This is a genomic window from Sulfitobacter mediterraneus, from assembly GCF_003054325.1.
In the GTDB taxonomy this organism is placed as follows: domain Bacteria; phylum Pseudomonadota; class Alphaproteobacteria; order Rhodobacterales; family Rhodobacteraceae; genus Sulfitobacter; species Sulfitobacter mediterraneus.
On sequence record NZ_QBKU01000011.1, the window covers coordinates 22,600 to 48,849 of the forward strand.

The following is a 26,250-nucleotide window of genomic DNA, read 5'->3' on the forward strand; positions in this document are numbered from 1 at the left end:
GGCCCCTCGGTTTTATGTTTCTGCAAGCTCGCCCGTGTCGATCTGCTCTTGCTCGATACTTTCGAACAGCGCCTTGAAGTTGCCCTCGCCAAAGCCGTCATCGCCTTTGCGTTCAATGAATTCAAAAAAGATCGGGCCAACCATGGTTTTTGAGAAGATCTGCAACAAGATACGGGTCTCGCCGCCATCGACCACCCCTTCGCCGTCGATCAGGATCCCGTGTTTCTTCATCCGGTCCAGCGGTTCCTCATGGCCAACAACGCGGTCCTTGCTCATCGTGTAATAGGCATCTGGCGGGCCGGGCATGAACTTGAGGCCGTTCTGTGCAATCGCGTCGGTCGAATCGTAGATATTGTTCGATCCCACCGCGATGTGCTGAATGCCTTCGCCGTTGTACTTTTTGAGATAGGCCACGATCTGGCCTTTCTCGTCGCGGTCCTCGTTGATCGGGATACGGATACGCCCGCAAGGCGAGGTCAAGGCGCGGCTGGTCAGGCCGGTGAATTTGCCCTGAATGTCAAAAAACCGGATTTCCTTGAAGTTGAACAGATCGCCGTAGAACTTGAACCAGACATCCATGTTGCCCTTGAACACATTGTGCGTCAGGTGATCGAGGTAATAGAACCCAACCCCCTCAGGCTTGGATTGCGCGATCCAGTCGTATTCCCAGTTGTAGGGTGAGGTGTCGTAGTACTGATCCACAAAATACAGCAGCGAGCCACCGATGCCCATGATCGCAGGCACGTCCAGCGCCTTGCCGGGCCCGGTGTATTCTTCGGCGCCATTGGCAACGGCATGGGCCAAGGCTTTCTTCGCATCGACAACCCGCCAGCCCATTGAGGGCGCACATGGCCCGTGCGTTTCGACAAATCCGGCGGCAAAACTGTTTGGATCGGCATTCAGCAGATAGGTCACGTCGCCTTGCTGCCACAGCTCGATCTGCTGGGTCTTGTGATTGGCGACATGGGTATAGCCCATGCGGATAAACGAATCGCGCAGCTCTTGCGGATCGGGGCTGGCGAATTCGACAAATTCGAAGCCGTCGGTTCCGGCAGGGTTTTCGTCAGAGATCACGGATTTCGGGGCGTCGTGAGGGAAAGGGCCCATTGTGTCACCTTTTCTTAACATGAGGGGTATTAAAGCAAAGATATGCGCGAAAGCTTGCCAATTCTGCGCATTGATGCGCTTCTTTCTGGCAATTTTTACGCATTCACCGCATCATTACGTCAAACAGCGCGGAAAACCTGCATGAATTTGGACGAAACCGACACAAGGCTGCTGGCCGCCCTGCAAAAGAACGCGCATCTGACCGCGCAGGAACTGGGCGAACAATTGCACCTGTCCGCATCGCAGGCTGGCAGGCGGCGACAGCGGCTTGAGGCGGACGGATATATCCAAGGCTACACCGCGCGGCTTGATCCGGTGAAACTGGGCCTGAATGTGCAGGGGTTTGTGCAAGTGCATCTCGATACCCACGGCCCGCAAAACTCGGCGACATTTGGCCGATTGCTGGCCACCCGCCCCGAGATAGTAAGCGCCTGGACGATGACAGGGGATGCGGACTATCTCTTGCGGGTCTATTGTGAAGATCTGCCAGGCCTGAACCGGCTGATCCACGAGGTTCTGTTGCCCCATCCTGCGGTCTCACGGGTGCACAGTCAGATTGTTATGGACCAACTTAAACGTGACGGGCCTTTGCCCACCTGATCCTCCTGAAAGGACCACAATGGAAGGTTTCCTGTTTCAAGCAACGATCTATCTGGCGGCAGCTGTGATTGCGGTGCCTATCGCGTCGCGATTGGGGCTTGGGTCTGTGCTGGGCTATCTGGCTGCGGGCATTCTGATCGGGCCGGTGTTGGGGCTGGTGGGCGCAGAGACCAAGGATCTGCAACACTTTGCCGAATTTGGTGTGGTGATGATGCTGTTCCTGATCGGGCTTGAACTGGAACCGCGTGCCTTGTGGGACATGCGGCACAGATTGTTGGGTTTGGGCGGGTTGCAGGTGGCGCTGTCAACGGCGGCGCTGATGGGCATTGCGATGGCCTATGACCAGCCGTGGAACGTATCGCTGGCCATTGGTCTGACGCTGGCGCTGTCCTCGACCGCGATTGTCCTACAAACGCTTTCGGAAAAGAACCTGATGCAAACCAGTGGCGGGCGGTCTGTTTTCTCGGTGTTGCTGACGCAGGATATCGCGGTCATTCCGATCCTCGCCTTCCTGCCGCTCTTGGCGGTGGACACAATTGGCGGGCTATTGCCGGACGGATCGATCTCGCTGAACCCGGACGAGGTGGAAAAGGCCCATGATCACGGCGGTCACAGCGGATCAGAGGCCGCCGATGCCGCGTTCAGCTTTGTGCAAAGCCTGCCGGGCTGGGGTGTGACCCTGCTGACCATCGGTGCGGTTGTTTCTATCATCGTTGTGGGTGTGTTTTTCACCCGTCCCGTCTTCCGTTTTATCCATTCCGCCAAACTGCGCGAGATGTATACCGCGCTGGCGCTGTTAATCGTGGTTGGCATTTCTTTTGTGATGATGCTGGTCGGGCTCTCCCCTGCCCTTGGCGCGTTTCTGGCCGGTGTGGTCTTGGCCAGTTCCGAGTTCCGTCACGAGCTGGAAACCGACCTTGAGCCCTTCAAGGGGCTGCTGCTTGGTCTGTTCTTTATCACCGTGGGAGCGGGCATCAATTTTGAGCTGCTGTTTGCCGATTTTGTGATCATCATGGGTATGGCCCTGCTGGTGATCATCGTCAAAGGGTTGATCCTTTATGCGCTTGGCTTGGCCTTCAAACTGCGTGGGCGCGACCAATGGCTGTTTGCGCTGGGTCTGGCGCAGGCGGGTGAATTCGGCTTTGTCCTGATCAGTTTCTCCGTGGCCACCGGGGTGATGCCAAACGGGGTGGCTGAAACCTTGCTGCTGGTGATTGCGCTGTCGATGTTGATCACGCCACTGCTCTTTATCCTGCACGAGATGATCAGCCGCCGCTTTGATGAAAGTGGCCCCTTTGTACCTGATGAAATTGACGAAGAAGGGCCAGTGATCATCGCGGGCATTGGCCGGTTTGGCCAGATCGTCAACCGACTGTTGCAAGCCAGCGGATTTCAGACCGTTGTGCTGGACCACAACCCCGAAACCATCGCCGTGATGCGGCGGTTCGGGTTCAAGGCGTTTCTGGGCGATCCCACCCGCCCTGACATCTTGCGCAAGGCCGGGCTGAAAGACGCGCGGGTGCTGGTTGTGGCCCTCGACAGCCCCGAGGCGGCGCTGCAACTGATCACCTATGCCCGCAAACAACGGCCCGATCTACACATCGTCAGCCGCGCCCATGACCGCACGGACGTCTACCGCCAGTATCAGGCCGGCGCCAATGACATCGTGCGCGAGATGTTCGACAGCTCGCTGCGTGCAGGGCGCTATGTGCTCGAAAACATGGGGCTGTCGGAATACGAGGCGGCAGAGGCGCAGCGCATGTTCTACGCGCATGACCGCCTGTCGGTGCGTGAATTGGCGGCGCTGTGGCGGGCCGATGTCGAGCCATCGCAGAACAAGGCCTATGTGGAGCGGGCCAAGGAGCTACAGAAAGATCTCGAAACCGCGTTTTTGAACCGGGTTGATGAAGAGGATCAGAAGCGGGCTTAGGTGGGTTTGGGATGAGGTGTGGCGTTGTTAGGCTGCGCCATGAGCGGGAACGGGTTGAACGAAAAGCTGACTGGAATTGCCAGATGTCGGCTATGAGCCCGAAGTAACCAATGCTAACAACATACCAAGGAGCAATTTTCTGTGCTACGTGTCCGTCATGACCGAGCAATCAATCTATCAACTTGTCAGAGACAAGCTGATCACACACGGGGTGATGAAGACCGATGATGGCCTCATCACTTTGAATGACAAAGTCCTCTTCGGTAAGTTCGTAAAACTCGAACGCTCGAAACGCGAGCCTAGTTTTGACGAAGTGCTGGCCGTGGCAGCCGAGATTGATACCTATCTGATTTCAATAGGAAAACGACAGGTTATGGCGTTCGTCTTCATGTATCTCCACTTTTCTGATCTTACTGTAAGTCGGTGGGAGTTGGATGAGGCCTTGCCAGACGGAAGAGTTCGAAAATCAGGCATTTTCCTGAGAGATGTCTCGGATGAGGAACGGCTTATCGGGCTATGGGCAACCGTGAAGTACCGTCAGATCGGCGAAAGCTACCTTCAGACTATTTATCGGTCTCAGAGATTTGACCAAGAAGTGACAATTGGCGGCTAAGTCCGCAAAGCCGACATTGCCCCAGCCATAGGATAAGCATGAGGCATCTAATGCACCGCAAAAAATGCGCCACTGCCAGAATATCATGCCCTAGCCGTCGCTGACCCCCGCTTGAGCAAACGTCGCCATACCTGCATGACATGCCATTGCACCCTTCATCACCGCAATCGCCATTGCGCCGCCGGAGGCTTCACCAAGGCGCAATCCCAGTTGCAGTAAGGGTTCTTTGCCCAATGCACCTAGCAAGCGGGCATGGCCGCCCTCGGCGCTTTGGTGGCCTGCCACTGCGTGATCCAGCGCGCCTGTTTGCGTATGCTCAAGGCACAGTGCCGCCGCGCAGCAGATGAAGCCATCGAGGATCACGGGCATGCGGAGGGCACGGGCCCGCGCCATCGCGCCTGCCATTCCGGCCAGTTCACGCCCGCCCAAGCGGCGCAATGTCTCAAGCCCGTCGCCCTGCCCGCCATGCAGCGCCACACCTTCGGCAACCACAGTGGTTTTCAGCGCCAGCCCTGCATCGTCCACACCGGTGCCGCGACCGGTCCAATCCCCTGCTTCACCCCCCAGCAAGGCACAGGACAGCGCCGCCGCCGATGTGGTGTTGGCAATGCCCATCTCGCCCACCACCAGCAGATCGGCGGTTTCATCGACCTGATCCCAACCGGCCTTGAGCGCGGCAACCAGATCCTCCTCGGACAACGCGGGCGCTTGGGTGAAATCCTGTGTCGGATTGTCCAGATCCAAGGCCACCACATCCAGCTTGGCCCCGTTTGCGCGGGCAATCTGGTTGATCGCGGCGCCGCCATGTTGAAAGTTCAGGACCATCTGTTCGGTGACTTCCGCCGGAAAGGCCGACACGCCCCGCGCGGCGACACCGTGATTGCCGGCAAAGACGATCACCTGCGGCGCGGAAATCTCGGCCCGATCACCGCCGCGCCAACCGCGATACCAGATCGCCAGATCCTCCAGCCGCCCCAAGGCACCGGGGGGCTTAGTCAACTGCATGTTGTGATCCTGTGCCGCCGCTGCGGCGGCCTCGTCAACAACATGTTGCGCGGCCAGAAGGGCGCGAAATTCGGACAGGGTGGCAAAAGTCTGGGACATGGGCACGCTCGGCTTGCAAATGGAACTGCGCCCATGTCTATCTGCGGCAGGGCCGGGCCGAAAGTGCGGGAGGGGCAAAATAATGGATGATAGCGACATCAAAGGGTTTGGGGCGGCGTTTCGGAACTCCGATCTGACCATGGCGCTGGGTTTGTTGACCCGTTTGCCGCTGCCCTACCCGGCTTATGATCCTGCCTCGACGCGGCCAGCGGCGCATGCGGCTTGGGCCTATCCCTTGGCGGGATTGGTGATTGCGGTGATTGCGGCCCTCATTGGCGGGATTGCCCAAGGGTTGGGCCTGCCGCCGATGGCGCAGGCCGTGATTGTGTTGCTGGCGCTGATCGTCACCACGGGGGCGATGCATGAAGATGGTTTGGCCGATTGCGCCGATGGGTTCTGGGGCGGCTGGACCCGCGAGCGGCGTCTGGAGATTATGAAAGACAGCCAGATCGGCAGCTACGGTGTGATTGCATTGGTGCTGTCGCTGTTGCTGCGATGGGCGGCGATCAGTCTGGTGATCGAACAGGGCGTTTTGTGGCCTGCGCTGATTGGCGCTGCGGTCCTTTCGCGTGGGGCGATGGTGGCGGTGATGTACCAACTGCCGCTGGCCCGCAAAGGCGGGCTTTCGGGCCAAACCGGGCGGCCAAGCGGGACTGCCACGATGGCCGCCGGGGCGCTTGGACTTGTCGCGGCGCTGTGTCTGCCGGGGGTTTCGTTTCTGTGGGTTTTGGTGACAACTGTGCTGATCCTGCTGGGCCTTGGCTGGCTGGCCAAATCCAAGATCGGCGGACAAACCGGCGATGTTCTGGGGGCGACCCAACAATTGACAGAGATCGGCGTCTGGCTGTGCCTGATCGCGGCCCACAGCCCCTGAACGCAAAACGCCGCACCCTGGGGCACGGCGTTTTACTCAATTTCTCAACAACTTAGGCTGCGACGCGGCTTTCTAGAACATCACCCACCTGTTTCGCGGCGGCCAGTTCATCCCCGCCGCCAACGGCAGCCACTTCGCGGGTCAACCGCTCAAGCGCGGCTTCATACAGCTGACGCTCGGAATAGCTTTGCTCGCGCTGATCATCGGTGCGGTGCAGATCGCGCACCACTTCGGCGATGGCAATCAGATCGCCAGAGTTGATCTTTTGCTCATATTCCTGCGCACGGCGCGACCACATGGCGCGTTTGACCTTGGCCTTGCCCTTGAGGGTCTTCATCGCATGGGTGATCACATCAGGCGAGCTGAGCGCGCGCATGCCGATCTCGGTTGCCTTGTGCGTTGGCACCCGCAAAGTCATCTTGTCTTTCTCAAACGCAATCACAAACAGCTCCAGCGTGATGCCGGCGACTTCCTGCTCTTCAATGGAGACAACCTGCCCGACGCCATGCGCGGGGTAGACGACAAATTCATTGGGGCGGAAATCAAGCTTTTTCGATTTGGTCATGTAGTGGCTCCTGTGGCGCGGGCGGACCCGCAGTTGAATTCATGGGGCTGAAAGACGTCAAAAACACAGTCGGGCGGCGGCCCCTTGGCCCGCGTCCGGTTGCGTTATTCTTAGGATGTGGATGTCAACCTTGGCAGCTTGGTTGTGTCACACGTATGTCCGTAGAGTTCGACCGTCAGTATCAGCTTTGCCTAAGTGTACCACAAAAACCGGCCTACCGAAAGCTGCCCCTGCGGAAAGCACGAGAAAACGGATATTTCTCAGTAATTTGCAGCATTTTCTTCAAGCATCACGCGAATCAAAAGCCGAATCAGCCACCCTCGCCCGGTGCTTCGGAAAAGTACTTTTCCAGCTTGCCGGATTCGCCATCACGCTCTTCCGCTTCGGGCAGTTGGTCTTTCTTGGTGATGATCACCGGCCACAATTCGGAATACTTGCGATTGAACTCGACCCATTTTTCCATGTCCGGCTCTGTGTCCGGGCGGATCGCATCGGCGGGGCATTCAGGTTCACAAACGCCGCAGTCGATGCATTCATCTGGGTGGATCACCAGCATGTTTTCCCCCTCGTAGAAACAATCCACGGGGCAAACTTCCACGCAATCGGTGTATTTGCAGGCGATGCAGGCGTCGTTGACGATATAGGTCATGTGATGATCTTCATCCGATTTGTTTGTGGACTAGCTAGTCCAGAGCGCCCGATCATTCAAGATGGCGCGATTTAGAAAGATCAAGCTGCCGCCGGTCACGTTTGGTCGGACGGCCTTTTCCTTCAAAGGCGGGATTCTCGGGTGGTTTGTCCTTTGATCGCGGCTCTGGCGGGGACAAATCGGTGTAAAGTGCCTGCGCTTCGGGCGCTGGTCCTCGCCGAGTGCCAAGCGCGTCGATCTGGATCACGCGGATATGATCGCCCTGCGCAAAGGTCAGCACGTCACCGGGGCTGATCGTGCTGGCGCGTTTCTGGGTGATATCGCCGTTGATGCGCACAGTGCCCGCCTGTACGCGGGCCGCGGCAAGCGATCTGGTTTTGAAAAACCGCGCATGCCACAGCCATTTGTCCACGCGCAGTTTTGCATTAGTTTTTATTGTCATTTCAGAACGGCATAGTGCCAGAAGTTTTCAATTTTCACGCCCCGTCCAGACATGGCTCCATAAAGCGGCCCATCCGCGGTCAATACAATGTCGCCGTTTCGAGAAATTGCAGCAAGCCCTGCATCGGCCAAACCCAAAGATGAATAAAAGGGCTTTGACAAGGTGTCGGAACTTGGAACGTAAATTTCTTCCAAATATTCAATGTATCGGCCGAGCCTATTAGCCGCCCCCTTACATAGCTGTTGCCGTCCAGCGCCAATCAGGTTCGACGCTTCTGTAAGCACATTTAGCGTCGAAACATGATGTTCAAATCGCCCCACAATTTCGTTGAGGACTTCAAGGTGGTCAAGATCGAAAGCTTCTAGTCGACGCGCTCCAACTTTTGATGGATCGAGGTTTCCGACGATCCAGAACACCAAAACATTGGTATCAAGCAGTATCCGCCTCACTCGTGATCAAGTTCCAAGAATTCGCCGTTGTCTGCCCTGAGTTTAACTATGCGAAATTCCCGAACTGGTTCCCAGTTTTTCTCCAGAAGATTGAGTTGCCCAATTTTTTCGCGCCCGATATCAAACCCAATCGTGACATCCCAAGAATTGAGTAACTCATCATAGCGGATCCCCTCAAGGAGCAGATTTCGAAGCTTCTGACTGCCGTACAATTCGTTGAAATGCTCAAAGGCCGCTTCAACGGCTTGCTTTGCACTCAATCGTTTTTCGGCCAGCTGACCCATCTTCTGATTCTCTCCGTTGCACAGTGAAGTTAGCAGGTTTCTTAGGTCTTGTCCTTGAGCCCCATGAGGGCTGCGGCAAAGGGGTTGTCCGGGTCGATGGGCTTTTCCTTGCGTGGCGGACGCGCCGAGAAACTCTTGGCTTTGTCGCCACCCTTGTCGCCGCGCGGGCCACCTTTGCCGCGACCTTTGCCTTGGCCTTGCGGGCGGCCTTTGCCGCCTTTGCCCTGCGGGCGCTCACCACCACCGCGGCGGGCGTTTTGCTGCCCGCGTGGAGCGCGGCCCCAAGTGAAGGTGTAGAAGGTTTCCATCTCGGTTTCTGCGATGGCGGCATCTGCGGCTGTGCCTTGCGGCACCTCCCCTTCGGATTGGGCCGGTATGCCATCGGCAACCGCAGGCGTTTCCGCCGCTTCGGCTGCAACAGGTGCAACACCAGCATCAGGGATATCAGCAACCTCTGCCGGTGTGTCTGCCGGCGTTGGCGTCTCTGCAACCTCGGTTACGCCGCCTTCGGGGGCATCTGCGGCCACGTCCATAACCGGCGTGTCGGCGGTATCTGCCGCCCCTGCCCCGTCTTTGGGCACCACCGCATCCACAGCCTTGACCTTCACCCGCTCGGCCTTTTCAGCCTTGTAACCAAGACCCTGCATCAGCTCCGAGAACTGTTCCAGCGTCATGCCCGTGATCGACAGCATATCGGCCTTGGCCTCAAACCCGCCGCGCGAATCCTCAGCGCGCAGCATATCGGCCAGCCGTTCCAGCATATCAATACGGATCGCACGGCTGCCTGCATTGCGGTAGCCGGACATCGTGTCGCCCCCGTCGGGCGCGTCTTTTTCAACCGGAATGGTGACCAAACCGGGGGGCGGGCTTTCTGGGAATTCGGCCAAACCTTTGGTCAGCGACCACAACACAAGACGCAGGCGCGTCGGCGCAGGCTTGAGCAAAAGCGGCATGAAGATCGTGAACTGACCAAACCGGATGCCGTGCTTGCGCAATGCGCCGCGGGCGTCCTGATCAAGGGATTTGACGTCTTCGGCCACCTGCGCACGGGGCAGCAGGCCAAAGTTTTCGACCATCTGGAAGGCAAAGCCACGTGCGAGCCCGGTCAACGCCTCGTCTTTGGACAGGTTCAGCAGTGGCTCAAACAAGGCTGCTACCTTGCGATCAATGAAGTGCTGCAAACGGCGCTGCACCTTTTGCGCAACCTCTGGTCCGGCCACGTCATCGACAAATACCTCGACCTGCGGCTTGAGCGCATCAGAGCCCGCCACCAGCTTTCCGACAGCAGCGTTGCCCCACATCAGGCCGCCCTGTTCGGTGAAATCAATCTCGGTGTCCGGCGCGTTGTAGAACCGATCTGCCCGCAAATGGAACTGGGGCGCTAGCGCCTGCAAGGCTGCGGCCTTGATGGTTTTCTCTTCCGCCCCGCCAGCGCCCTTGTCTGCGCGGAAACGGAATCCGTCCAGCTTGCCTACGTATTCACCTTCAACGGTGACTTCACCGGTCTCGTTTACATCGGCCACCATGGCTTCCTTCTGTCCTAGCCGGCGCAAAAGCACGGATGTGCGCCGGTCTACAAATCTTTGGGTCAGACGTTCGTGCAGCGCATCTGACAAGCGGTCTTCTACGACACGAGTGGCCCCGCGCCAATGGCTTTCGTCTTTGGTCCAGCCCTTACGTTGGGCGACATAGGTCCATGTGCGGATAAATGCCAATCGCTTGGACAGGGCATCAATGTCGCCATCGGTGCGATCAATCCGCTTGATTTGCCGCGCCAGCCAGTCATCGGGGATTGTACCACGTTGGTGCAGATCGTTGAAAATGATCTCAAGCAGGTTGGCGTGTTCGGCATGGCTGATGCCCCGAAAATCAGGGATACGGCAGACATCCCACAGCAACTTGACAGAAGGCCCATCGGTGCAACGGGCAAAGACCTCATCGACCTGCCCCAGCATCTTGAGCGCCCGCAGATCGTCCGCCTCGCGCGCCTTGACCAGCCGTTCGTTGTCTGGCGGCAACTCCAGAGTTTGGATCAACCGGTCGATGGAGCCGAATTGCAACGCCGGATTGCGCCAGTTGATCTTGTTTTGCGGCGTAAAGGAATGATCCATGATCGCCCGCGCCACGCCGTCATCCAAGGGGCGGGCATCGCCCGTGACGCCAAATGTCCCGCTTTTAAAGCCGCGCCCGGCCCGGCCTGCAATCTGTGCCAACTCATTTGGGGCCAAGGGGCGCATGCGCCGCCCGTCAAATTTCGCCAGCGCGGAGAAGGCCACGTGATCCACATCAAGGTTCAGCCCCATGCCAATTGCATCTGTCGCGACGAGGTAATCGACCTCGCCGTTTTGGTACATATCGACCTGCGCGTTGCGGGTGCGCGGGCTGAGCGCGCCCATCACCACTGCGGCGCCGCCCTTTTGGCGGCGGATCAGTTCGGCAATGGCATAGACGTTTTCAACAGAGAACCCGACAATGGCAGATCGCGGGCGCATGCGGCTGATCCTTTTCTGCCCGGCATAGACCAGCTCTGACATGCGCTCGCGGCGGATAAATTCTGATTCTGGCACAAGTGACGCAATCGTGCCGCGCATCGTGTCGGCCCCCAGAAAAAGCGTCTCATGCAGGCCGCGCGACCGCAGCAACCGGTCGGTGAACACATGCCCGCGCTCAGGATCGGCGCAAAGCTGGATCTCATCGATAGCGACAAAATCCGCGCCCATCCCTTCGGGCATCGCCTCGACTGTGCAGACCCAATATTGGGTGCGCGGCGGCACGATGCGTTCCTCGCCCGTGACCAGCGCCACAACCGACGGTCCGCGCAGGGCAACAATCCGGTCATAGACCTCACGTGCCAACAGGCGCAGCGGCAGGCCGATGATTCCGGTCCGGTGGCCCAGCATCCGCTCAATGGCATAGGTCGTCTTGCCAGTGTTGGTCGGGCCCAATACGGCCACGACACGTCCATTCCTTGCCACGTTGTTCCCCGTTCAGAGTTCGCGCCCGATACCGTCCCGTTTCAGGCGGGACAGTGCGGTTTGTGCATTTTCATGATTGGGGTGAATTGCCAAGACACGGCGGTACAATTCCGCCGCGCGGCGCAGATCGCCAAATTCCTGCACCATCACGGCAAAGCCAAAGATCGCCTCGTAATGTTGCGGGTTCAGGGCCAGTGTGCGTTCCAGATCCGCCAGTGCCGGACCATAAAGATCGCTGCGGAAATAGGCGCGTGCGCGGGTGTGGAACCCTTCGGCAAAATCCGGCGCGTGATCGGTCAATGCGGTGAGATGTTCAATGGCCAGCCGGTTGTCGCCCGCCTCCATCGCCTCGCGTCCACGTTTTAGTAGCAGATCCATCGACGCAGAGCCGGAGCGCGACCAGATGCGCGACATCTCGCCCTCGATCCGCTTGGCCTCTGCCGGTTCGGCATCGCGCAGTTTGTCGAACAGTTCTGGCGGCGGCACATCCGCCAAAGCCATGCCGGACAGCAACAGCAGCGGCCCAATTGCCGCAACGGTATGTTTGAGGTTGACGGGTCTGTTGCGCATAACAAGAGTGAATGTAACAGGCTGCCGCCGCAATTCCAGACGTGACGGCGGCCAATTAGGCAAAAAGGGCCCAAAATGAGCGATATTGTGAACGAAGCGGTAACAGCACTGAACGCAAAGATGGCAGATGCCGGTTTTGACGGCACGGCAAAGTTCGACATCGAAGGCGAAGGCGCTGTGATGATCGACGGCTCCGGCGCGCGCGCGGCTGACGAAGATGCGGATGTGACGTTGAGCGCGGATGCAGAGACCTTTCGCGGCATTCTTGAGGGTGACACCAACCCGACTTCCGCTTTCATGACCGGTAAGCTGAAGGTTGACGGCGATATGGGCATGGCGATGAAGCTGGCCTCTGTTCTGTCCTGATGGAACTTTCCCCTGCCCCCTTTTTTACCGATGTGTACCCCGGACCAGAGGGGGGGCAGGCCCATTGGGCGCAAACGTCTGATGGAAAACGTATTCGTGTGGGCCACTGGCCTTTGTCCGGGGCCAAGGGCACGGTGTTGCTGTTTCCGGGACGTACCGAATATATCGAAAAATATGGGGTGATTGCACAGGATCTCGCGGATCGCGGTCTGGCCACCATTGCCATCGACTGGCGCGGCCAAGGATTGGCGGAACGTCTGTGTGATGATCCGCGCATTGGCCATGTGGACGCCTTTTCCGATTATCAAAAAGATGTCTCGGCCATGTTGAGGGCGGCCCGTGAGCTGGCTTTGCCCCGGCCCTATTTTCTATTGGCACATTCCATGGGCGGCTGCATTGGCTTGCGGGCCGTGATGGAAGGGCTGCCGGTCAAGGCGGCGGCGTTCACCGGCCCGATGTGGGGCGTCTTCATCGCGCCGCATCTGCGGGCCGTGGCTGGCATGATGGCGCGGGTGATGCCCGCCATCGGCAAAGGGCTAAGCCTTCCGCCCGGCACCAAGATTGATCCTTACGTGACGGTGCAACCCTTTGAAGACAACATGCTGACCACGGACAGCGAAATGTACGACATGATGCGCGATCAACTGGCCGCGCACCCCGAATTGGCCCTTGGTGCGCCCAGCTTTATCTGGCTGCGTGAGGCGCTGACGGAAACCCAGCATCTGGCGGGGCGATCTGCGCCCAATCTGCCCGCCGTCAGCTGGCTTGGCAGCAATGAACGTATCGTGGAAACCGCCCGCATTCATCAACGGATGGAAACTTGGAAGGGTGGCCGACTGGATATTGTCGAGGGCGGTGAACATGAGGTTCTGATGGAAAGCCGCGCCATGCGGACCCCCATTATGGACGATATGGCCAAGCTGTTTCTGGACACCGTCACCAGCTGATCGTGCAAAAATCGCTTGGGGGTCTGTTCCTTTTGGCGGGTCCGCCTAGATTGGATGCATGACACAAACCGGCGTCCTGACCTTTACCGACAAAGGCATTTATTGCCCCTCAGGTGATTTTTACATCGACCCGTGGCGCCCCGTGCCGCGGGCGTTGATCACCCACGGCCACGCCGATCATGCAAGATCGGGCATGGGCCGTTACCTTGCCACCCATGCCGCCCTGCCGGTGATGCGTCATCGCCTGGGCGAGATCAACGCAGAAGGCATCGCCTATGGCGAAGTGCGGCGCATTGGCGGGGCCAATGTATCGTTTCACCCGGCGGGTCATGTGCCCGGTTCGGCGCAAATTCGGGTTGAAGTCGCGGGCGAAGTTTTTGTCGCCTCTGGTGACTACAAAACCACCGATGACGGGTTCTCCGAAGCGTTCGAGCCGGTCAAATGCCATCATTTCATCACCGAAAGCACCTTTGGCCTGCCGGTGTTCAACTGGCAGCCCCAAGCGCGGGTGGCGGATGAGATCAACACATGGTGGGCCGATTGCGCGGCCCAGGGCAAAACCGCGTTTCTGGGCGCCTATGCTTTGGGCAAGGCGCAGCGGCTCTTGTCGATGTTAGATCCAGAGATTGGCCCGATCCTGACCCATACGGCGGTGGAAAACACCAATGTTGTGCTGCGCAAGCAAGGGTACAAACTGCCCGCAACAGTGCTGGCTGGCCCCGACATTGCACCCAAGGATCATCCCAGCGCATTGGTCCTGTCGCCGCCCTCCGCACTGGGCAGTCAATGGGCGCGAAAATTTGGCCCATCGGAAAGCGCATTTGCCTCCGGGTGGATGGCACTGCGGGGCGTGCGCAGGCGGCGCGCCGGAGACCGGGGGTTTGTCATTTCCGACCACGCAGATTGGCAAGGTTTGATTTGTGCAATTCGCGATACCGGTGCGGAAAACATATATGTCACACATGGTTACACCGATGTCTTCACGCGATTCTTGAACGACGCGGGCTGGAACGCTCAAGTTGTCCCCACCCAGTTCGAAGGGGAAAATTTGGACAGCGGGGATGCGGCATGAAACAGTTTGCAACCCTCTTTGCCGCCATTGATCAAAGCACCAAAACCACAGTGAAAGTGGCTGCATTGGCAGATTATTTTCGCCAAGCACCCGAAGAGGACCGTTTGTGGACCGTTGCGCTGTTTTCCGGCCGCCGCCCCAAACGTGCGGTGACCACCACCCGTCTGCGGGAATGGGCGGCAGAGGTGGCGGATCTGCCGCTGTGGCTGTTTGAGGAAAGCTATAGCGTTGTTGGCGATCTGGCCGAAACGATTGCTCTGATCCTGCCGCCGAACCCGTCTGTGGACAACCGTTCGTTGACGTTCTGGATCAATGCCTTGCGCGGCCTTGCGGATGTGGACGAAGCGCGACGCAAGATCTTTGTTCTGGAGGCGTGGCAACAGCTTGGCGGGGCGGAGCGGTTTCTGTTCAATAAGTTACTCACAGGCGGTTTCAGGGTGGGGGTAAGTCAAAAACTGATGACCCGTGCGCTGGCCAAGGCCACGGGCAAGCCTGAGGCAGAGTTGGCGCATCGGCTGATGGGCAATTGGCACCCCGATGAGGTGAGTTGGCACAGCCTAATCGAGGCCGAAGACGCCAGTGCCGATGCCTCGCGGCCTTATCCGTTTTATCTGGCCTATGCGCTGGAGGATGGGCCGAACACCTTGGATGATCCGTTAAATTGGCGGGCAGAATGGAAGTGGGACGGCATTCGCGGGCAATTGATCCTGCGCGATGGCAATTATTTCGTCTGGTCACGGGGCGAGGAACTTATGACGGACCGTTTCCCCGAACTGGCCCGCGCCATTGACCACCTGCCCCCCGGCACCGTTCTGGACGGAGAATTGCTGGTCTGGCCGATGGACGCGGAAAAACCGTTCTCGTTCAACGCATTGCAAAAACGGATCGGGCGCAAAACAGTGCCGAAAAAGCTGCTGGCGGAGGCGCCCGTGGTGCTGCATGCCTATGATCTGCTGGAATGGGAAGGGGTTGATCTGCGCAGCCGTCCTTTCGCCGAGCGGCGCGGTTTGCTTGAACAGGCCACCGCCGCCCTGCCCCGCGATGCCCCGGTGCGCCTGTCGCCGCAACTGGCCTTTGACACCTGGGACGACTTGGCCACCTTGCGCAGCGGGGCACGAGAGGCCCATGCCGAGGGTCTCATGCTCAAACGCGCCGATAGCCCCTATCTGGCGGGCCGGAAAAAGGGCGATTGGTGGAAATGGAAGCTGGAGCCGCTAACCATTGATGCCGTGATGATCTATGCGCAGGCCGGATCGGGGCGGCGGGCAAACCTGTTCACCGATTTCACCTTTGCGGTTTGGAACGGCAATGATTTGGTCCCGTTCACCAAGGCCTATTCCGGCCTGACGGATGCAGAGTTTCGACAGATCACCGCATGGGTGTGCAAGAACACCCAACAGCGGTTTGGCCCGGTGCGGCAGGTCACGCCGCATCATGTGTTCGAGATTGCCTTTGAGGGCATCCAAGCCAGCCCGCGCCACAAATCCGGGGTCGCCCTGCGGTTTCCGCGCATGAAACGCTGGCGTCAGGACAAGCCGCTGCAAGAGGCCAATACACTGGATGATCTGAACGAAATGCTGCGCATCTACGGGTAAATGGTTGTTCCCCCTGCCCCTCGCGCATAGGTATTCCCAAACACCAAATGAGGTCCAATATGTTTCAGCTGCCCTTCCCTGTTCGTGATACCAATCCCGCCGGTGGCGCAAGCCCGTTTGGCGATCTGCCCGAATGGGATCTGAGCGATCTTTATGCCGGTGAAGATGCGCCTGAACTCAAGCGTGATCTCGACTGGCTGGAACAGGCCTGCGCCAGTTTTGCCGCTGATTATGAGGGCAAGCTGGCCGATCTGGACGCGGCAGGTTTGCTGGACTGTGTGCTGCGCAACGAACGGATCAACATGATCGCCGGGCGCATCATGTCCTTTGCGGGGCTACGTTATTATCAGCTGACCACCGATGCAGGCCGGGCCAAATTTATGTCCGACATGCAAGAACAGATCACCAATTTCACCACCCCGCTGGTGTTTTTCACGCTGGAGCTGAACCGGTTGGAAGATGATCATCTGGACGGGCTGTTGGCGCAGAACGCGGATCTGGCCCGATACAAGCCGGTGTTTGACCGCATTCGCGCGATGAAGCCTTATCAGCTGTCCGATGAGTTGGAAAAGTTCCTGCATGATCTGGGGGTTGTCGGCGACGCATGGGAGCGGATGTTCGATGAAACCATCGCCGGTCTTGAGTTCAACGTGCAGGGTGAGCCGTTGAATATCGAAGGCACGTTGAACCTCATGACCGATCCTGACCGCGAAAAGCGCGAGGCCGCCTCCCATGAGTTGGCCGAGGTTTTGGGCGACAATGTCAAAACCTTTGCGCGGGTCCACAACACCCAGACCAAGGAAAAAGAGATCATCGACCGTTGGCGCGGCATGGAGACACCGCAAACCGGCCGGCATCTGAGCAATCAGGTGGAGCCCGAGGTGGTTGAGGCGCTGCGCAATGCGGTTGTGAAGGCCTATCCAAAGCTGAGCCACCGCTATTATGAACTGAAACGCAAATGGCTGGGTCTGGACGTTATGCAGGTCTGGGACCGCAACGCGCCCCTGCCGATGGAAGATCCGCGTGTGGTGGATTGGGATACGGCACAAAAAACCGTCATGGATGCCTATAATGCCTTTGATCCACGCATGGGAGAGCTGGCCGAACCGTTCTTTACCAAAGGCTGGATCGATGCGGCGGTCAAACCGGGCAAGGCGCCTGGTGCCTTTGCCCATCCTACGGTAACGGATGTGCATCCTTACGTGATGCTGAATTATCTGGGCAAACCGCGTGATGTGATGACCCTGGCGCATGAATTGGGCCACGGCGTGCATCAGGTTCTGGCAGCCGGACAAGGCGAGATGTTGTCCTCTACCCCGTTGACGCTGGCCGAAACCGCCAGTGTCTTTGGCGAAATGCTGACCTTCCGCAAGATGCTGGACGGGGCCAAGACCAAAGACGAGCGCCGTGTCCTGCTGGCGGGCAAGGTCGAAGATATGATCAACACCGTCGTGCGCCAGATCGCGTTCTACGACTTTGAATGCAAGCTGCACGAGGCCCGCCGGGGCGGAGAGCTGACGCCCGATGACATCAACGCGCTGTGGATGTCGGTGCAGGCGGAATCGCTTGGGCCTGCCTTTGAATTTATGGATGGCTATGAGACCTTTTGGTCCTACATCCCGCATTTTGTGCATTCGCCGTTCTATGTCTACGCCTATGCTTTTGGCGATGGTTTGGTGAACGCACTTTATGCGGTTTACGCCGAAGGTGAGGCGGGCTTTGAAGAGAAATACTTTGATATGCTCAAGGCGGGCGGCTCCAAACACCACAAAGAGCTGCTGGCGCCCTTTGGCCTTGATGCCTCGGACCCGGCGTTCTGGGACAAGGGGTTGTCGATGATCTCGGGCTTTATTGATGAGCTGGAGGCGATGGAGGAGTGATCCTTTTTCAACGGCGCGGCACCAACCGATAACCGCCGCGCCACCTTTGCCAAGCGAGCGACAGCCGGAGAAAGGACAGACAGAATGACCAAACTGATCTGGACGGCCTGCGGACTTGTCGCCCTTGCGTTGGGAGCGATTGGCGTTGTCTTGCCCGGGTTGCCAACCACGCCCTTCATCATCCTCGCAGCGTTCTGTTTCACCAAAGGATCGCCGCGTTTGGCAGCGATGTTGGATGGCCATCACATCTTTGGCCCGATCTTGGAGGAATGGCGGCTTCGCGGGGCGATTGCGCCGCGGTTCAAGGCGATTGCCGTGGCGATGATGGCGCTGACCTTTGCCGTCAGTCTTGCTATGGGCTTGCCAATCGTAATTCTGATCATTCAGGCGATCTGCATGTCGGGCGCGGCTGCCTATGTCCTCACCCGGCCGAACTAGCGCGTTATTTCAACTGACTGTCCTTTGATCCGCGCCGGTTGATCCCGCCCCGCGCTTTGAACTGGGCATCCCGTTCCTGCACACACTCGATGCATAGCTTTACCCCCGGAAGGGCCACTCGCCGCGCCTCCGGGATCGGCTCTTCGCATTCCGCGCAATGTGTCAGGCTCTCTCCCTGCGGCTGTTTGCGGGCCTTTAGACGGGCCAGTTCATCGTTGATCGACGCCTCTATCTGTTCGCTTACGGCGCCGTCTTTTGCCCATCCACCAGCCATGTCGTGCTCCTGCTTGTTCAGCACCCTACGGTACGTCACCCTTGCCCAGCCGCCAAGGTTGATTAGCCTGTGTGAAATTCAATAAGGGGCAAGGCACATGCGGACGTTCGGAAAATGGTTGGGGCGGTTTCTGGCGCTCATAGTGGTTCTGGCAGTGGGCTTTTTCACCTTTGCGCCTGCCTATGTTGAAAAATCGCGCAACGCGGTGGCTGAACATGACCCCTACCCTGTCTCAGACGCGGCCCGCGCCTTGCATGACACATTGGTGGTTGGCGATCTGCATGCAGACCCACTGCTGTGGAATCGCGACCTAAGCCAGCGCAGCACTTATGGGCAAGTCGATATCCCCCGCCTGATCGAAGGGGGCGTGGCGGTGCAGGTGTTTACTGCCGTGACCAAATCCCCCGCAGGGCAGAACTATGATGAAAATTCAGCGGATGCCTTTGACAACATCACTCCGCTGGCCATCGGGCAACTTTGGCCAATACGCACTTGGGGCAGCCTTTTGGAAAGGGCGCTGTATCAGGCCGAAAAGCTGCACCGCGTTGAGGCCGCGATCCCCGAACAGTTCCGCATCCTGCGCAGCCGCGCGGATCTGGACCAGTTGCTGGCCGATCGCGCCAACGGCATGCAGGTGGTTGGTGGATTGCTGGGAATCGAAGGGGCGCATCCGCTTGAGGGGGATCTGGCCAATCTGGACAAGCTGGTGGAGGCCGGTCACCGTTTGATTGCGCTGCAACACTTCTTCGACAACAAACTGGGCGGGTCTTTGCACGGCGAAGGCAATCAGGGTCTGACAGAGTTTGGCCGCAGCGTGGTGGCTGAGGTCGCCCGCCGTGGATTGCTGTTGGATCTTGCTCATTCCAGCCCGCAGGTGGCGCGTGATGTGCTTGATATGACAGATATTCCCCTGATCATCAGTCATTCGGGCATCCACGGCCATTGCGCCGTGAAACGCAATTTTCTGGATGATTTGATGCAGGACATTGCCGCCACCGGCGGGGTCATCGGCATGGGCTATTGGGGCGAGGTCGCTTGCGGCAATATCACCCCATCAGGCATCGCCGATATGATCGTCAAAGCGATTGAGGTTGTAGGCGAAGATCATGTCGCGCTTGGCTCTGACTTCGATGGATCGGTGTCGACGGCCTTTGACACATCCGAACTGCCTGCCTTGACCCATGCCCTGCTTGAGGCGGGGGTGACCGAGGCGCAGATCCGCAAGGTCATGGGCGAAAATATGATGCGGGTGCTCCGGGCACGGTTGCAATAGCACACAAAAACCCCGCCTGCCTTGAGGCAAGCGGGGCAATTTTTCAGGTCACGTCGTAATCAGGCGCTGGCCATCAGACCTTTTTCCTTGGCCAATTCACGCATGCGTTTTTGCAGCTTTTCAAAGGCCCGCACTTCAATCTGGCGAATACGCTCACGGCTCACGTCATACTGTCCGCTCAGATCCTCCAGCGTGATTGTCTCATCCGACAGGCGGCGCTGGGTCAGAATGTCCTTTTCCCGGTCATTCAGCACCTCCAAAGCCTCCGCCAACATCTCGCGGCGTGTCTCAAGCTCGTCCTTTTCGGCGTAATCACCCGCTTGATCGGCATCTTCATCCTCAAGCCAATCCTGCCATTGCATCGTGCCTTCGCCGTCAGAGCCGACCTGCGCATTCAGCGATGCGTCGCCCCCCGACATGCGCCGGTTCATCGAGATCACTTCCGCCTCGGTCACGCCCAGATCGGTTGCGATCCGCTTGACGTTCTCGGGGCGCAGATCGCCCTCTTCCAAGGCGCCGATCTTGTTCTTGGCCTTGCGTAGGTTAAAGAACAGTTTCTTCTGCCCTGAGGTTGTGCCGAGTTTGACCAAGGACCAGGACCGCAGGATATATTCCTGAATAGAGGCGCGGATCCACCACATTGCATAGGTCGCCAGACGGAAACCCTTTTCGGGATCAAACCGTTTGACCGCCTGCATCAGGCCGACATTTGCCTCTGAAATCACTTCGGCCTGCGGCAAACCATAGCCGCGATAGCCCATGGCGATCTTCGCAGCCAACCTCAGGTGCGATGTGACCATTCGGTGCGCCGCTTCGGTGTCTTCCTGCTCGACCCATGCCTTGGCGAGCATATATTCCTCTTCCGGCTCCAGCAGCGGGAACTTGCGGATTTCCTGCATATAGCGGTTCAGCCCGCCTTCCGGTGTTGGTGCCGGCAAGTTTGCATAATTGGCCATCTTTGTCCCTTTCCCCATTGTTTCGGGGCTCATGTTTATGAGCTTAACATAGATATGGTAGCGGTATCGGCGGATTCAAGACCTGCCATTAAAGCGATTGCGTTAATATTGGCATAGGACATGTAAAAGATAAGTTACGTTACCGTGTCCTCACGGCCTCGTGCACGTTGCAACAGACCGCTCAGGAGGTTCCGCGCAATGCTGAGAGCAAATCCTGCATGTCTTGCGGCAAAGGTGCCTCAAACCGGATGTTTTCTTTGGTGACAGGATGTTCGAACCCCAAAACCGCCGCATGTAACGCCTGACGCGGAAAGCTGCGCACCTGCTCGGCTGCGGCCTCCGGCATCGCCGCCTTGGACAGTTTGCGTTTGCCACCATAGGTGGGATCACCAACCAACCCGTGGCCAGCATGCGCCATATGCACACGGATCTGATGGGTGCGCCCGGTCTCAAGCCAGCATTCCATCAAGGCAATCACCGCCGGTGTGCCAAAGCGCTCCACCGTCCGCGCGCGTGTGACCGCATGGCGGCCCCCGTTGAACAGCACTGCCTGTTTCTGGCGGTCGGTTTTGTGGCGGGCCAGTTGTGTGGTCAGTTTCAGAATATTGCCCGGCTCAAATGACGCGCCCTTGATGCCGCGCAACCGCGGATCATTGGCGTCCGGCACGCCGTAGACGACAGCGCGGTAATAGCGCTCAACCGTATGGGCCTCAAATTGTTTGGCCAAACCCTGATGTGCGGCATCCGATTTCGCAACCACCAGCAAACCGCTGGTCTCCTTGTCAATCCGGTGCACAATGCCGGGCCGTTTCATGCCGCCCACACCGGACAGGTTGTCACCGCAATGGGCCAGCAACGCATTGACCAATGTACCCGACGGCGTGCCTGGCGCAGGATGCACCACCATGCCTGTGGGTTTGTTGATCACGATCAGATCGTCATCTTCAAAGATCACCTCAAGCGGAATCGCCTCCGGCAGGATATGGCTCTCCTCCGCCTCCTCCACCGCAATAGCGACGCGGTCCCCTTCGGCCACCTTGGCGCGGGGGTCGTAGACAACCTGTTCATTGATCTGCACCGAACCGGCCTCGATCAGACGCGCCATGCGGGTCCGTGACAGGTTTGCATCCTCTGGCACATCCCGCGCCAGCGCCTTATCAAGACGGGAGGGCGGCGTTTCGCCAAAGACAAAGGTAACAAGGCGGTGTGACATGGATGATCCGATTGAGCCTGCAAATCTGCGGTTTCTGCGGCGGCTGGTAACTGTGCTGACCACCGTGATGATTTGCGGCGTTCTAGTGGTGATTGGCCTGCTTGTCACGCGGCTGAACCGCGATAGCCCGATTTTGCCCCAAGAAATCGCCCTGCCAGAAGGCGCAAGCGCTGTCGCCTTTACCCAAGGCCCCGATTGGTACGCCGTTGTAACCGACCGCAACGAGATCATAATCTTTGACCGCCTGACCGGAAAGCTCCGCCAAACGGTTCAGGTCACCCCCTGATCCCTTTTTGGCCCTAAATATTCCGGGGGTATGGGGGCTGGCCCCCATGCACGCCCGCCGCAGGCGAAAAGCCCAAGCCATTTCACCCTACAGGGAAATCAGTGTAGCATTCTTTTGCCCGAGCGGAGGACTGAGCAATGCCGATAAACGATGCCGACTACCCGGATGGCCAAGCCGGTCAGGGGGCAAAACTGGGCGCGCTTGGCTTTGATGCATCAGGCCATCGCGGCGGCGGCATTGAGCGGCCTATCGTGGTCACGCTCCCGGCAAATGCTGTCCTGCTACGCCTCTATAAACCAGTGCTGAACAAGGGGGATACGCCCGGTGATTTTGGCGCGTGGTGGTTTACCCCGTTTGAGTATCGGCGGATCTGCGACTATTTTAGGGTGGACGGCAGCGCCTTGGTCCAAGGACGTTCAGCGGGGGCATCGGCGCTGCATGGCGTTCTGGCCCTTTTACATGAATGGTATGGCGGCGATCCTGCCCAGCTGTCTTATATCAACGCTGTCCGGCTGAAGGCGCCGTTGCTCGCCTCTTACGGATCAGGTGCGCCTGCCAACACAGACGGCTATGGCAGGACGCTGAAACCTGTCTGATTGACCGGAGGCACTTCGGCGCGGCAGGTCTATATTCACAAATGCTGGCAATATCAGGCTGCGATGGAGCGGCTTTTGGCTGTCAATGCGCTGACGGACAGTGTTTTGGGGGCCGCGCAAGGCGCCGGAACGGGGATTGCAGCCGCGCCCCGGCTTGGGTTTGAGGCTTGAAGACGGCTCTGCTTGAGCCAACAGGTATCGCCTGCGGCGAGCCTGTATGGGGGCCAGCCCCCAAACCCCCGGAGGTATTTGGGGCCAAAAAGGCACAAAAGACAAAGATGGGGGATGTAGGGTGGTACCACCTCCCCGGCTCGAACGGGGGACCTCCTGATCCACAATCAGGCGCTCTAACCTACTGAGCTAAGGCGGCACTGGGGCGGATTTAGCTGCCACGTCCAAAGATTGCAAGACCCTAAGCGCCCGATCATTTGAGAAGTTAGAGGGCAATCCGCCATGTTTGTTCGACATTTTCCTTGCCGAATGAAATCACCCTCTTGGTTTCCCCCAATTCCCAGCCGGCCTTGGCATAGAGCGCCCCTGCTGCCCGGTGGGATTCGTGAGTCCAGAGTTGCATTTTGCCAAAGCCCCGTGCGCGGGCAAAATCCATGCAGGTGTCCAGCATCCGGCGGCCCAGTCCCGTTCCGCGGGCCTGTGGCACCAGCAGGAATAACCTCAGTTTGGCCGTTTGTTCGTCCAACCTGACGCAGAACACACTGCCAAGCCGCTGTTCCCCCTGCCATGCGATCCAGCCAGCCTCGCAGCTTGGATCGTGATCTGCGATAAAGCCATCAAGGATGGATCCCACCAGCACACCAAAGCTGTCATCAAAGCCTTCTTCGTTGGCGTAGTGCACTTTGTGTTGCTCAAGCAGCCAGTCGCGGTCTTGCGGGGTAAACGTGCGAATCTCGATCTTGTCCATGGGGACAGTCTGCGCCTTAGTCCGCTTGCCTTTCAAGGCCGGGCAGGATAGCGATACGGCCCAGCAAGACCGGAGAATGACATGGGTATCAACACCGAACGCGATATCGAAGCAAACCTGCAAATCGGGCCGACCGACGCGGGTATGGTGCGGCTTTATATCGAGGGAAACGGCATCGAAATTCCGATGGATTTCACACCGGAAGAAGCGATCGAGATTGCCGAAGAAATCACCGCAGCGGCCCATCGCGCAGGCGGCGGCAAGCGCTGATCCTCAACCGTCGCTGAGCCGCATATCCGGATCGCGCAGATGGTGCAGCCGGCGGGCGGCGTGGAATGCGAACTTTTGCAACATCACTTTGCGCCGCGCCGGGGCCAGCTTGGTTTCCGGTCCCATGCGCAGAATTTCTCCGCCATATGCATCCGCAATGATCAGCCCGGTTTCATCCGGCAGCAGTTCTGTGGGAAAGACATCGTCAACAGCCCAGAAAAACCGGTCAGCCCATTCCAGATAGCCCTGCCATTTGTTGTCTGAGGTAAAATCGGCGCGGGATGATTTGCATTCGACCACCCAAATCTCGCCTTTTGGGCCAAGCGCCATCACATCGACCCGCAGGCCTCGCGTTGGCACCAGCTCTTCGACGCAGGCAAAGCCATGGCTGACCAGATGCCGGGCCACGCCGCGGGCCAGCAATTGGCCGGGTTGCGGGGCGGGCGCGTCCGGGGAAAGATCAACAAATGCCATAGGTGAATTTATGAACATTTCGTGAACATTTGCAAGATGGCCAATCGAATCTGTTTTGCTTTGGCGGAATGTCTTGCTCCGATCAAACTGGCTTACGCCCTGCCCTGGCCCGACGTACCTAGGATTAACTGATCAATATCAATGACTAACGAGGGAGCTCCGCGCCTCTTGACATAATACCATATGGTTTCTAATTTAATGATACCAAACAGTATCACAAAAGGAACTCGCTCCAATGCCCGACCCCGCACAGCTTTGCTTTCGCGCTTTGGCAGATCCGACTCGGCGCGACATTCTCAAAATGCTCAGCCAGCAGGACATGACCATCACCGATGTCGCCGGGCGTTTCGATATGACCCGCGCGGCGGTCAAAAAACATCTCACCGTTCTCAGCGACGGCGGCCTGATCACGGTCGAACCGCGTGGCCGAGAACGTATCAACAGCATCAACCCCTTGGGCTTTGGCCCCGTTCTCAGCTGGTTCGATTATTTCGACGGCTTCTGGGACGACCGCCTGAGCGATTTGAAAACTGCCATTGAAAAGGACAAGACATGACAGACACAAACATCCGAAAAACCATCTTTCTGGAGGCCGACCGCGCGGCGGTTTGGGAGTATCTCACCCAGCCCGAACATTTGGCCAAATGGTTTCACGCCCCCAAGACAGCATTGGCAGCCGGGGCAAAGCTGGAAATGTTTGGCACCGAAAGCGGTGATTTGCTGATCTGGGGCGAAGTGCGTGCGGCCCGCAAGCCCGAGTATCTGGAATATACCTTTACCGTCAAACCGATGGGTGATGCGGTCAGTACCGTCAAATGGACCCTCACCGAAGTGCCCGGTGGAACTAAACTGGCGCTGGAGCATGACGGGCTGCCCCAAGGCGAAGCCGCCTTTGGCCTCACACTGGCGCTCGACAAAGGGTGGGATGATCATATCGGGCGGATGCGTGCGCACATTCACGAAAAAGCGGACTGACCCCTTGCCGCCTCCCCGTTACGGGCCTACCTAAGGTCCGTGACGGGTACTGCCCTGTGCGTGTGACGCTACATTCCAGTGGCCTTAAGCAAATCCGAGGGAGCTGGCTCTGTTTGAGCCCTGGTTCATTTATCTGGCGCCCACCTGTACATACAGGTCCTCGGGAATAAAAAGCTGACCGGCAGGTGCGGTCCCGTCACACTCCCCCCGATTTCATGGTCGGCGCGCCTGAGCCAAAACCGGCACAGCGATGCCTTTGCCGCCCTTTGGTCCATCGTCTTCATCGCTTTCGCTCATCAACAGGACGGCCACGGCGGTTTGTGCCCCTGAAAAAACGATGCCATTGAAAAACCACAGCAAAAACCCGGCCAGCAGCCCGATGTCAGAGGTGCTGATCAGGTGCCAGAGGTTGGCGACGTTGAAATAGAGCAGCCCCGCGATGAATGCAGCTGAGGCGACAAATCCAATGATGGTGTGTTGAATGTAGAAACGAACGATCACAGGCATGGGCAGTCCTCCTGCAAAGAAGACTAGCCCATTATGCGCAAGCGGCA

The 26,250-nt window shown here is 58.3% G+C and carries 32 protein-coding genes, 1 tRNA gene and 1 other RNA gene; 18 read left to right on the forward strand and 16 right to left on the reverse strand.

All coding sequences use genetic code 11. The features are described 5' to 3' along the window. Positions 1-12 precede the first annotated feature (12 nt). Positions 13-1,107 (reverse strand): 4-hydroxyphenylpyruvate dioxygenase, encoded by a 1,095-nt coding sequence (gene hppD, locus C8N31_RS16250; protein WP_025046808.1) that lies wholly within the window; start codon positions 1,105-1,107, stop codon positions 13-15. 141 nt (positions 1,108-1,248) lie between these two features. On the opposite strand from hppD, the gene C8N31_RS16255 reads away from it, so the two are divergent. The 3 genes from C8N31_RS16255 to C8N31_RS16265 all read left to right on the forward strand — a co-directional run bounded on the left by C8N31_RS16255 (position 1,249) and on the right by C8N31_RS16265 (position 4,250). After that, the gene (locus C8N31_RS16255; RefSeq protein WP_025046807.1) at positions 1,249-1,707 is read left to right on the forward strand and encodes an Lrp/AsnC family transcriptional regulator; all 459 of its coding nucleotides are present in this window, start codon (positions 1,249-1,251) and stop codon (positions 1,705-1,707) included. A gap of 19 nt (positions 1,708-1,726) precedes the next feature. Continuing rightward, complete coding sequence (locus C8N31_RS16260; RefSeq protein WP_025046806.1) at positions 1,727-3,637, forward strand: cation:proton antiporter domain-containing protein; 1,911 nt, start codon at positions 1,727-1,729, stop codon at positions 3,635-3,637. A 157-nt stretch (positions 3,638-3,794) separates the two neighbouring features. After that, a complete protein-coding gene (locus C8N31_RS16265; RefSeq protein WP_025046805.1) occupies positions 3,795-4,250 on the forward strand; it encodes a hypothetical protein in 456 nt (151 codons plus the stop codon). 90 nt (positions 4,251-4,340) lie between these two features. On the opposite strand, the gene cobT is transcribed toward C8N31_RS16265, so the two are convergent. Continuing rightward, positions 4,341-5,354, reverse strand: coding sequence for a nicotinate-nucleotide--dimethylbenzimidazole phosphoribosyltransferase (gene cobT, locus C8N31_RS16270; protein WP_025046804.1), 1,014 nt, complete (start codon positions 5,352-5,354; stop codon positions 4,341-4,343). Positions 5,355-5,436: 82 nt separating this feature from the next. Between cobT and cobS the strand changes: the two genes are divergently transcribed. Next, the gene (cobS, locus tag C8N31_RS16275) at positions 5,437-6,228 is read left to right on the forward strand and encodes an adenosylcobinamide-GDP ribazoletransferase (protein ID WP_025046803.1); all 792 of its coding nucleotides are present in this window, start codon (positions 5,437-5,439) and stop codon (positions 6,226-6,228) included. 52 nt (positions 6,229-6,280) lie between these two features. Here the strand turns inward: cobS and C8N31_RS16280 are convergent, their stop codons facing one another. The 7 genes from C8N31_RS16280 to C8N31_RS16310 all read right to left on the reverse strand — a co-directional run bounded on the left by C8N31_RS16280 (position 6,281) and on the right by C8N31_RS16310 (position 12,162). Then, a complete protein-coding gene (locus C8N31_RS16280; RefSeq protein WP_025046802.1) occupies positions 6,281-6,793 on the reverse strand; it encodes a CarD family transcriptional regulator in 513 nt (170 codons plus the stop codon). Positions 6,794-7,103: 310 nt separating this feature from the next. After that, positions 7,104-7,442, reverse strand: coding sequence for a ferredoxin FdxA (gene fdxA, locus C8N31_RS16285; RefSeq protein WP_025046801.1), 339 nt, complete (start codon positions 7,440-7,442; stop codon positions 7,104-7,106). Between the two features lie 52 nt (positions 7,443-7,494). Further along, positions 7,495-7,884 (reverse strand): RNA-binding S4 domain-containing protein, encoded by a 390-nt coding sequence (locus C8N31_RS16290; protein WP_025046800.1) that lies wholly within the window; start codon positions 7,882-7,884, stop codon positions 7,495-7,497. Continuing rightward, positions 7,881-8,300 carry a PIN domain-containing protein gene (locus C8N31_RS16295; protein WP_156026858.1) on the reverse strand — a complete coding sequence of 140 codons (420 nt, stop codon included), beginning with the start codon at positions 8,298-8,300 and terminating at the stop codon, positions 7,881-7,883. Before C8N31_RS16295 ends, C8N31_RS16290 begins: the two co-directional genes overlap by 4 nt. Before the next feature lie 29 nt (positions 8,301-8,329). Beyond that, entirely contained in the window at positions 8,330-8,617 is a 288-nt protein-coding gene (locus C8N31_RS16300) for a hypothetical protein (RefSeq protein ID WP_025046798.1), read from the reverse strand. 41 nt (positions 8,618-8,658) lie between these two features. Continuing rightward, positions 8,659-11,571, reverse strand: a complete 2,913-nt coding sequence (locus C8N31_RS16305; protein WP_197021493.1) for a helicase-related protein — start codon at positions 11,569-11,571, stop codon at positions 8,659-8,661. A 33-nt stretch (positions 11,572-11,604) separates the two neighbouring features. Continuing rightward, positions 11,605-12,162: a tetratricopeptide repeat protein gene (locus C8N31_RS16310; RefSeq protein WP_025046796.1), complete on the reverse strand. Its 558-nt coding sequence runs from the start codon at positions 12,160-12,162 to the stop codon at positions 11,605-11,607. A gap of 75 nt (positions 12,163-12,237) precedes the next feature. On the opposite strand from C8N31_RS16310, the gene C8N31_RS16315 reads away from it, so the two are divergent. From C8N31_RS16315 to C8N31_RS16340, 6 genes are all read left to right on the forward strand, one after another. Further along, positions 12,238-12,528 carry an SCP2 sterol-binding domain-containing protein gene (locus C8N31_RS16315; protein ID WP_025046795.1) on the forward strand — a complete coding sequence of 97 codons (291 nt, stop codon included), beginning with the start codon at positions 12,238-12,240 and terminating at the stop codon, positions 12,526-12,528. Next, positions 12,528-13,475: an alpha/beta fold hydrolase gene (locus C8N31_RS16320; RefSeq protein ID WP_025046794.1), complete on the forward strand. Its 948-nt coding sequence runs from the start codon at positions 12,528-12,530 to the stop codon at positions 13,473-13,475. The genes C8N31_RS16315 and C8N31_RS16320 overlap by 1 nt, the downstream gene beginning before the upstream one ends. A gap of 58 nt (positions 13,476-13,533) precedes the next feature. Then, positions 13,534-14,547: a ligase-associated DNA damage response exonuclease gene (locus tag C8N31_RS16325; RefSeq protein ID WP_025046793.1), complete on the forward strand. Its 1,014-nt coding sequence runs from the start codon at positions 13,534-13,536 to the stop codon at positions 14,545-14,547. Then, the gene (locus tag C8N31_RS16330; RefSeq protein ID WP_025046792.1) at positions 14,544-16,142 is read left to right on the forward strand and encodes an ATP-dependent DNA ligase; all 1,599 of its coding nucleotides are present in this window, start codon (positions 14,544-14,546) and stop codon (positions 16,140-16,142) included. The genes C8N31_RS16325 and C8N31_RS16330 overlap by 4 nt, the downstream gene beginning before the upstream one ends. A gap of 59 nt (positions 16,143-16,201) precedes the next feature. Then, a complete protein-coding gene (locus tag C8N31_RS16335; RefSeq protein ID WP_025046791.1) occupies positions 16,202-18,022 on the forward strand; it encodes a M3 family oligoendopeptidase in 1,821 nt (606 codons plus the stop codon). Between the two features lie 84 nt (positions 18,023-18,106). Beyond that, the gene (locus tag C8N31_RS16340) at positions 18,107-18,460 is read left to right on the forward strand and encodes a YbaN family protein (protein ID WP_025046790.1); all 354 of its coding nucleotides are present in this window, start codon (positions 18,107-18,109) and stop codon (positions 18,458-18,460) included. A 4-nt stretch (positions 18,461-18,464) separates the two neighbouring features. On the opposite strand, the gene C8N31_RS16345 is transcribed toward C8N31_RS16340, so the two are convergent. After that, positions 18,465-18,734 carry a DksA/TraR family C4-type zinc finger protein gene (locus C8N31_RS16345; protein ID WP_025046789.1) on the reverse strand — a complete coding sequence of 90 codons (270 nt, stop codon included), beginning with the start codon at positions 18,732-18,734 and terminating at the stop codon, positions 18,465-18,467. A gap of 97 nt (positions 18,735-18,831) precedes the next feature. Between C8N31_RS16345 and C8N31_RS16350 the strand changes: the two genes are divergently transcribed. Then, complete coding sequence (locus C8N31_RS16350) at positions 18,832-20,007, forward strand: dipeptidase (protein ID WP_025046788.1); 1,176 nt, start codon at positions 18,832-18,834, stop codon at positions 20,005-20,007. A 59-nt stretch (positions 20,008-20,066) separates the two neighbouring features. Here the strand turns inward: C8N31_RS16350 and rpoH are convergent, their stop codons facing one another. Together rpoH and C8N31_RS16360 are read right to left on the reverse strand one after the other, a co-directional pair. Further along, positions 20,067-20,963: an RNA polymerase sigma factor RpoH gene (rpoH, locus tag C8N31_RS16355; RefSeq protein WP_025046787.1), complete on the reverse strand. Its 897-nt coding sequence runs from the start codon at positions 20,961-20,963 to the stop codon at positions 20,067-20,069. A gap of 181 nt (positions 20,964-21,144) precedes the next feature. Next, positions 21,145-22,176, reverse strand: coding sequence for an RluA family pseudouridine synthase (locus tag C8N31_RS16360; protein WP_025046786.1), 1,032 nt, complete (start codon positions 22,174-22,176; stop codon positions 21,145-21,147). On the opposite strand from C8N31_RS16360, the gene C8N31_RS16365 reads away from it, so the two are divergent. The 3 genes from C8N31_RS16365 to C8N31_RS20430 all read left to right on the forward strand — a co-directional run bounded on the left by C8N31_RS16365 (position 22,175) and on the right by C8N31_RS20430 (position 23,229). Beyond that, positions 22,175-22,462: a DUF6476 family protein gene (locus tag C8N31_RS16365; RefSeq protein WP_025046785.1), complete on the forward strand. Its 288-nt coding sequence runs from the start codon at positions 22,175-22,177 to the stop codon at positions 22,460-22,462. The two genes, C8N31_RS16360 and C8N31_RS16365, sit on opposite strands and share 2 nt — an antisense overlap. 137 nt (positions 22,463-22,599) lie before the next feature. Further along, a complete protein-coding gene (locus tag C8N31_RS16370) occupies positions 22,600-23,058 on the forward strand; it encodes a hypothetical protein (RefSeq protein ID WP_025046784.1) in 459 nt (152 codons plus the stop codon). Continuing rightward, on the forward strand, positions 23,059-23,229 hold the full coding sequence (locus C8N31_RS20430) for a hypothetical protein (RefSeq protein WP_156026855.1): 171 nt from the start codon (positions 23,059-23,061) through the stop codon (positions 23,227-23,229). Between the two features lie 122 nt (positions 23,230-23,351). Here the strand turns inward: C8N31_RS20430 and C8N31_RS16375 are convergent. Together C8N31_RS16375 and C8N31_RS16380 are read right to left on the reverse strand one after the other, a co-directional pair. Further along, a tRNA-His gene (locus tag C8N31_RS16375) sits at positions 23,352-23,428 on the reverse strand. A 66-nt stretch (positions 23,429-23,494) separates the two neighbouring features. Then, positions 23,495-23,977, reverse strand: a complete 483-nt coding sequence (locus tag C8N31_RS16380) for a GNAT family N-acetyltransferase (protein ID WP_025046783.1) — start codon at positions 23,975-23,977, stop codon at positions 23,495-23,497. A gap of 81 nt (positions 23,978-24,058) precedes the next feature. Between C8N31_RS16380 and C8N31_RS16385 the strand changes: the two genes are divergently transcribed. After that, a complete protein-coding gene (locus C8N31_RS16385; RefSeq protein WP_025046782.1) occupies positions 24,059-24,247 on the forward strand; it encodes a DUF6324 family protein in 189 nt (62 codons plus the stop codon). A 3-nt stretch (positions 24,248-24,250) separates the two neighbouring features. On the opposite strand, the gene C8N31_RS16390 is transcribed toward C8N31_RS16385, so the two are convergent. Then, a complete protein-coding gene (locus C8N31_RS16390) occupies positions 24,251-24,721 on the reverse strand; it encodes an MmcB family DNA repair protein (RefSeq protein ID WP_025046781.1) in 471 nt (156 codons plus the stop codon). A 235-nt stretch (positions 24,722-24,956) separates the two neighbouring features. On the opposite strand from C8N31_RS16390, the gene C8N31_RS16395 reads away from it, so the two are divergent. From C8N31_RS16395 to ssrS, 3 genes are all read left to right on the forward strand, one after another. Further along, a complete protein-coding gene (locus C8N31_RS16395) occupies positions 24,957-25,277 on the forward strand; it encodes an ArsR/SmtB family transcription factor (protein ID WP_025046780.1) in 321 nt (106 codons plus the stop codon). Then, a complete protein-coding gene (locus tag C8N31_RS16400; RefSeq protein ID WP_025046779.1) occupies positions 25,274-25,696 on the forward strand; it encodes an SRPBCC family protein in 423 nt (140 codons plus the stop codon). Before C8N31_RS16395 ends, C8N31_RS16400 begins: the two co-directional genes overlap by 4 nt. A 43-nt stretch (positions 25,697-25,739) precedes the next feature. Continuing rightward, positions 25,740-25,894: non-coding RNA, 6S RNA (gene ssrS, locus C8N31_RS20750), on the forward strand. A 15-nt stretch (positions 25,895-25,909) separates the two neighbouring features. Here the strand turns inward: ssrS and C8N31_RS16405 are convergent. Beyond that, entirely contained in the window at positions 25,910-26,203 is a 294-nt protein-coding gene (locus C8N31_RS16405; RefSeq protein WP_025046778.1) for a hypothetical protein, read from the reverse strand. Between the last annotated feature and the right edge of the window lie 47 nt (positions 26,204-26,250).

Bases quoted from the DNA above. Each gene is read 5' to 3' on its own strand.
- C8N31_RS16380 (WP_025046783.1), bottom strand. From the start codon at position 23,977: ATGGACAAGATCGAGATTCGCACGTTTACCCCGCAAGACCGCGACTGG.
- C8N31_RS16290 (WP_025046800.1), bottom strand. From the start codon at position 7,884: ATGACAATAAAAACTAATGCAAAACTGCGCGTGGACAAATGGCTGTGG.
- C8N31_RS16395 (WP_025046780.1), top strand. From the start codon at position 24,957: ATGCCCGACCCCGCACAGCTTTGCTTTCGCGCTTTGGCAGATCCGACT.
- C8N31_RS16260 (WP_025046806.1), top strand. From the start codon at position 1,727: ATGGAAGGTTTCCTGTTTCAAGCAACGATCTATCTGGCGGCAGCTGTG.
- C8N31_RS16280 (WP_025046802.1), bottom strand. From the start codon at position 6,793: ATGACCAAATCGAAAAAGCTTGATTTCCGCCCCAATGAATTTGTCGTC.
- C8N31_RS16360 (WP_025046786.1), bottom strand. From the start codon at position 22,176: ATGTCACACCGCCTTGTTACCTTTGTCTTTGGCGAAACGCCGCCCTCC.
- hppD (WP_025046808.1), bottom strand. From the start codon at position 1,107: ATGGGCCCTTTCCCTCACGACGCCCCGAAATCCGTGATCTCTGACGAA.
- C8N31_RS16315 (WP_025046795.1), top strand. From the start codon at position 12,238: ATGAGCGATATTGTGAACGAAGCGGTAACAGCACTGAACGCAAAGATG.
- C8N31_RS16330 (WP_025046792.1), top strand. From the start codon at position 14,544: ATGAAACAGTTTGCAACCCTCTTTGCCGCCATTGATCAAAGCACCAAA.
- rpoH (WP_025046787.1), bottom strand. From the start codon at position 20,963: ATGGCCAATTATGCAAACTTGCCGGCACCAACACCGGAAGGCGGGCTG.
- C8N31_RS16255 (WP_025046807.1), top strand. From the start codon at position 1,249: ATGAATTTGGACGAAACCGACACAAGGCTGCTGGCCGCCCTGCAAAAG.
- C8N31_RS16370 (WP_025046784.1), top strand. From the start codon at position 22,600: ATGCCGATAAACGATGCCGACTACCCGGATGGCCAAGCCGGTCAGGGG.
- C8N31_RS16300 (WP_025046798.1), bottom strand. From the start codon at position 8,617: ATGGGTCAGCTGGCCGAAAAACGATTGAGTGCAAAGCAAGCCGTTGAA.
- C8N31_RS16340 (WP_025046790.1), top strand. From the start codon at position 18,107: ATGACCAAACTGATCTGGACGGCCTGCGGACTTGTCGCCCTTGCGTTG.
- C8N31_RS16320 (WP_025046794.1), top strand. From the start codon at position 12,528: ATGGAACTTTCCCCTGCCCCCTTTTTTACCGATGTGTACCCCGGACCA.
- C8N31_RS16345 (WP_025046789.1), bottom strand. From the start codon at position 18,734: ATGGCTGGTGGATGGGCAAAAGACGGCGCCGTAAGCGAACAGATAGAG.
- C8N31_RS16365 (WP_025046785.1), top strand. From the start codon at position 22,175: ATGGATGATCCGATTGAGCCTGCAAATCTGCGGTTTCTGCGGCGGCTG.
- cobT (WP_025046804.1), bottom strand. From the start codon at position 5,354: ATGTCCCAGACTTTTGCCACCCTGTCCGAATTTCGCGCCCTTCTGGCC.
- C8N31_RS16400 (WP_025046779.1), top strand. From the start codon at position 25,274: ATGACAGACACAAACATCCGAAAAACCATCTTTCTGGAGGCCGACCGC.
- fdxA (WP_025046801.1), bottom strand. From the start codon at position 7,442: ATGACCTATATCGTCAACGACGCCTGCATCGCCTGCAAATACACCGAT.
- cobS (WP_025046803.1), top strand. From the start codon at position 5,437: ATGGATGATAGCGACATCAAAGGGTTTGGGGCGGCGTTTCGGAACTCC.
- C8N31_RS16335 (WP_025046791.1), top strand. From the start codon at position 16,202: ATGTTTCAGCTGCCCTTCCCTGTTCGTGATACCAATCCCGCCGGTGGC.
- C8N31_RS16310 (WP_025046796.1), bottom strand. From the start codon at position 12,162: ATGCGCAACAGACCCGTCAACCTCAAACATACCGTTGCGGCAATTGGG.
- C8N31_RS16265 (WP_025046805.1), top strand. From the start codon at position 3,795: ATGACCGAGCAATCAATCTATCAACTTGTCAGAGACAAGCTGATCACA.
- C8N31_RS16405 (WP_025046778.1), bottom strand. From the start codon at position 26,203: ATGCCTGTGATCGTTCGTTTCTACATTCAACACACCATCATTGGATTT.
- C8N31_RS16325 (WP_025046793.1), top strand. From the start codon at position 13,534: ATGACACAAACCGGCGTCCTGACCTTTACCGACAAAGGCATTTATTGC.
- C8N31_RS16385 (WP_025046782.1), top strand. From the start codon at position 24,059: ATGGGTATCAACACCGAACGCGATATCGAAGCAAACCTGCAAATCGGG.
- C8N31_RS16390 (WP_025046781.1), bottom strand. From the start codon at position 24,721: ATGGCATTTGTTGATCTTTCCCCGGACGCGCCCGCCCCGCAACCCGGC.
- C8N31_RS16350 (WP_025046788.1), top strand. From the start codon at position 18,832: ATGCGGACGTTCGGAAAATGGTTGGGGCGGTTTCTGGCGCTCATAGTG.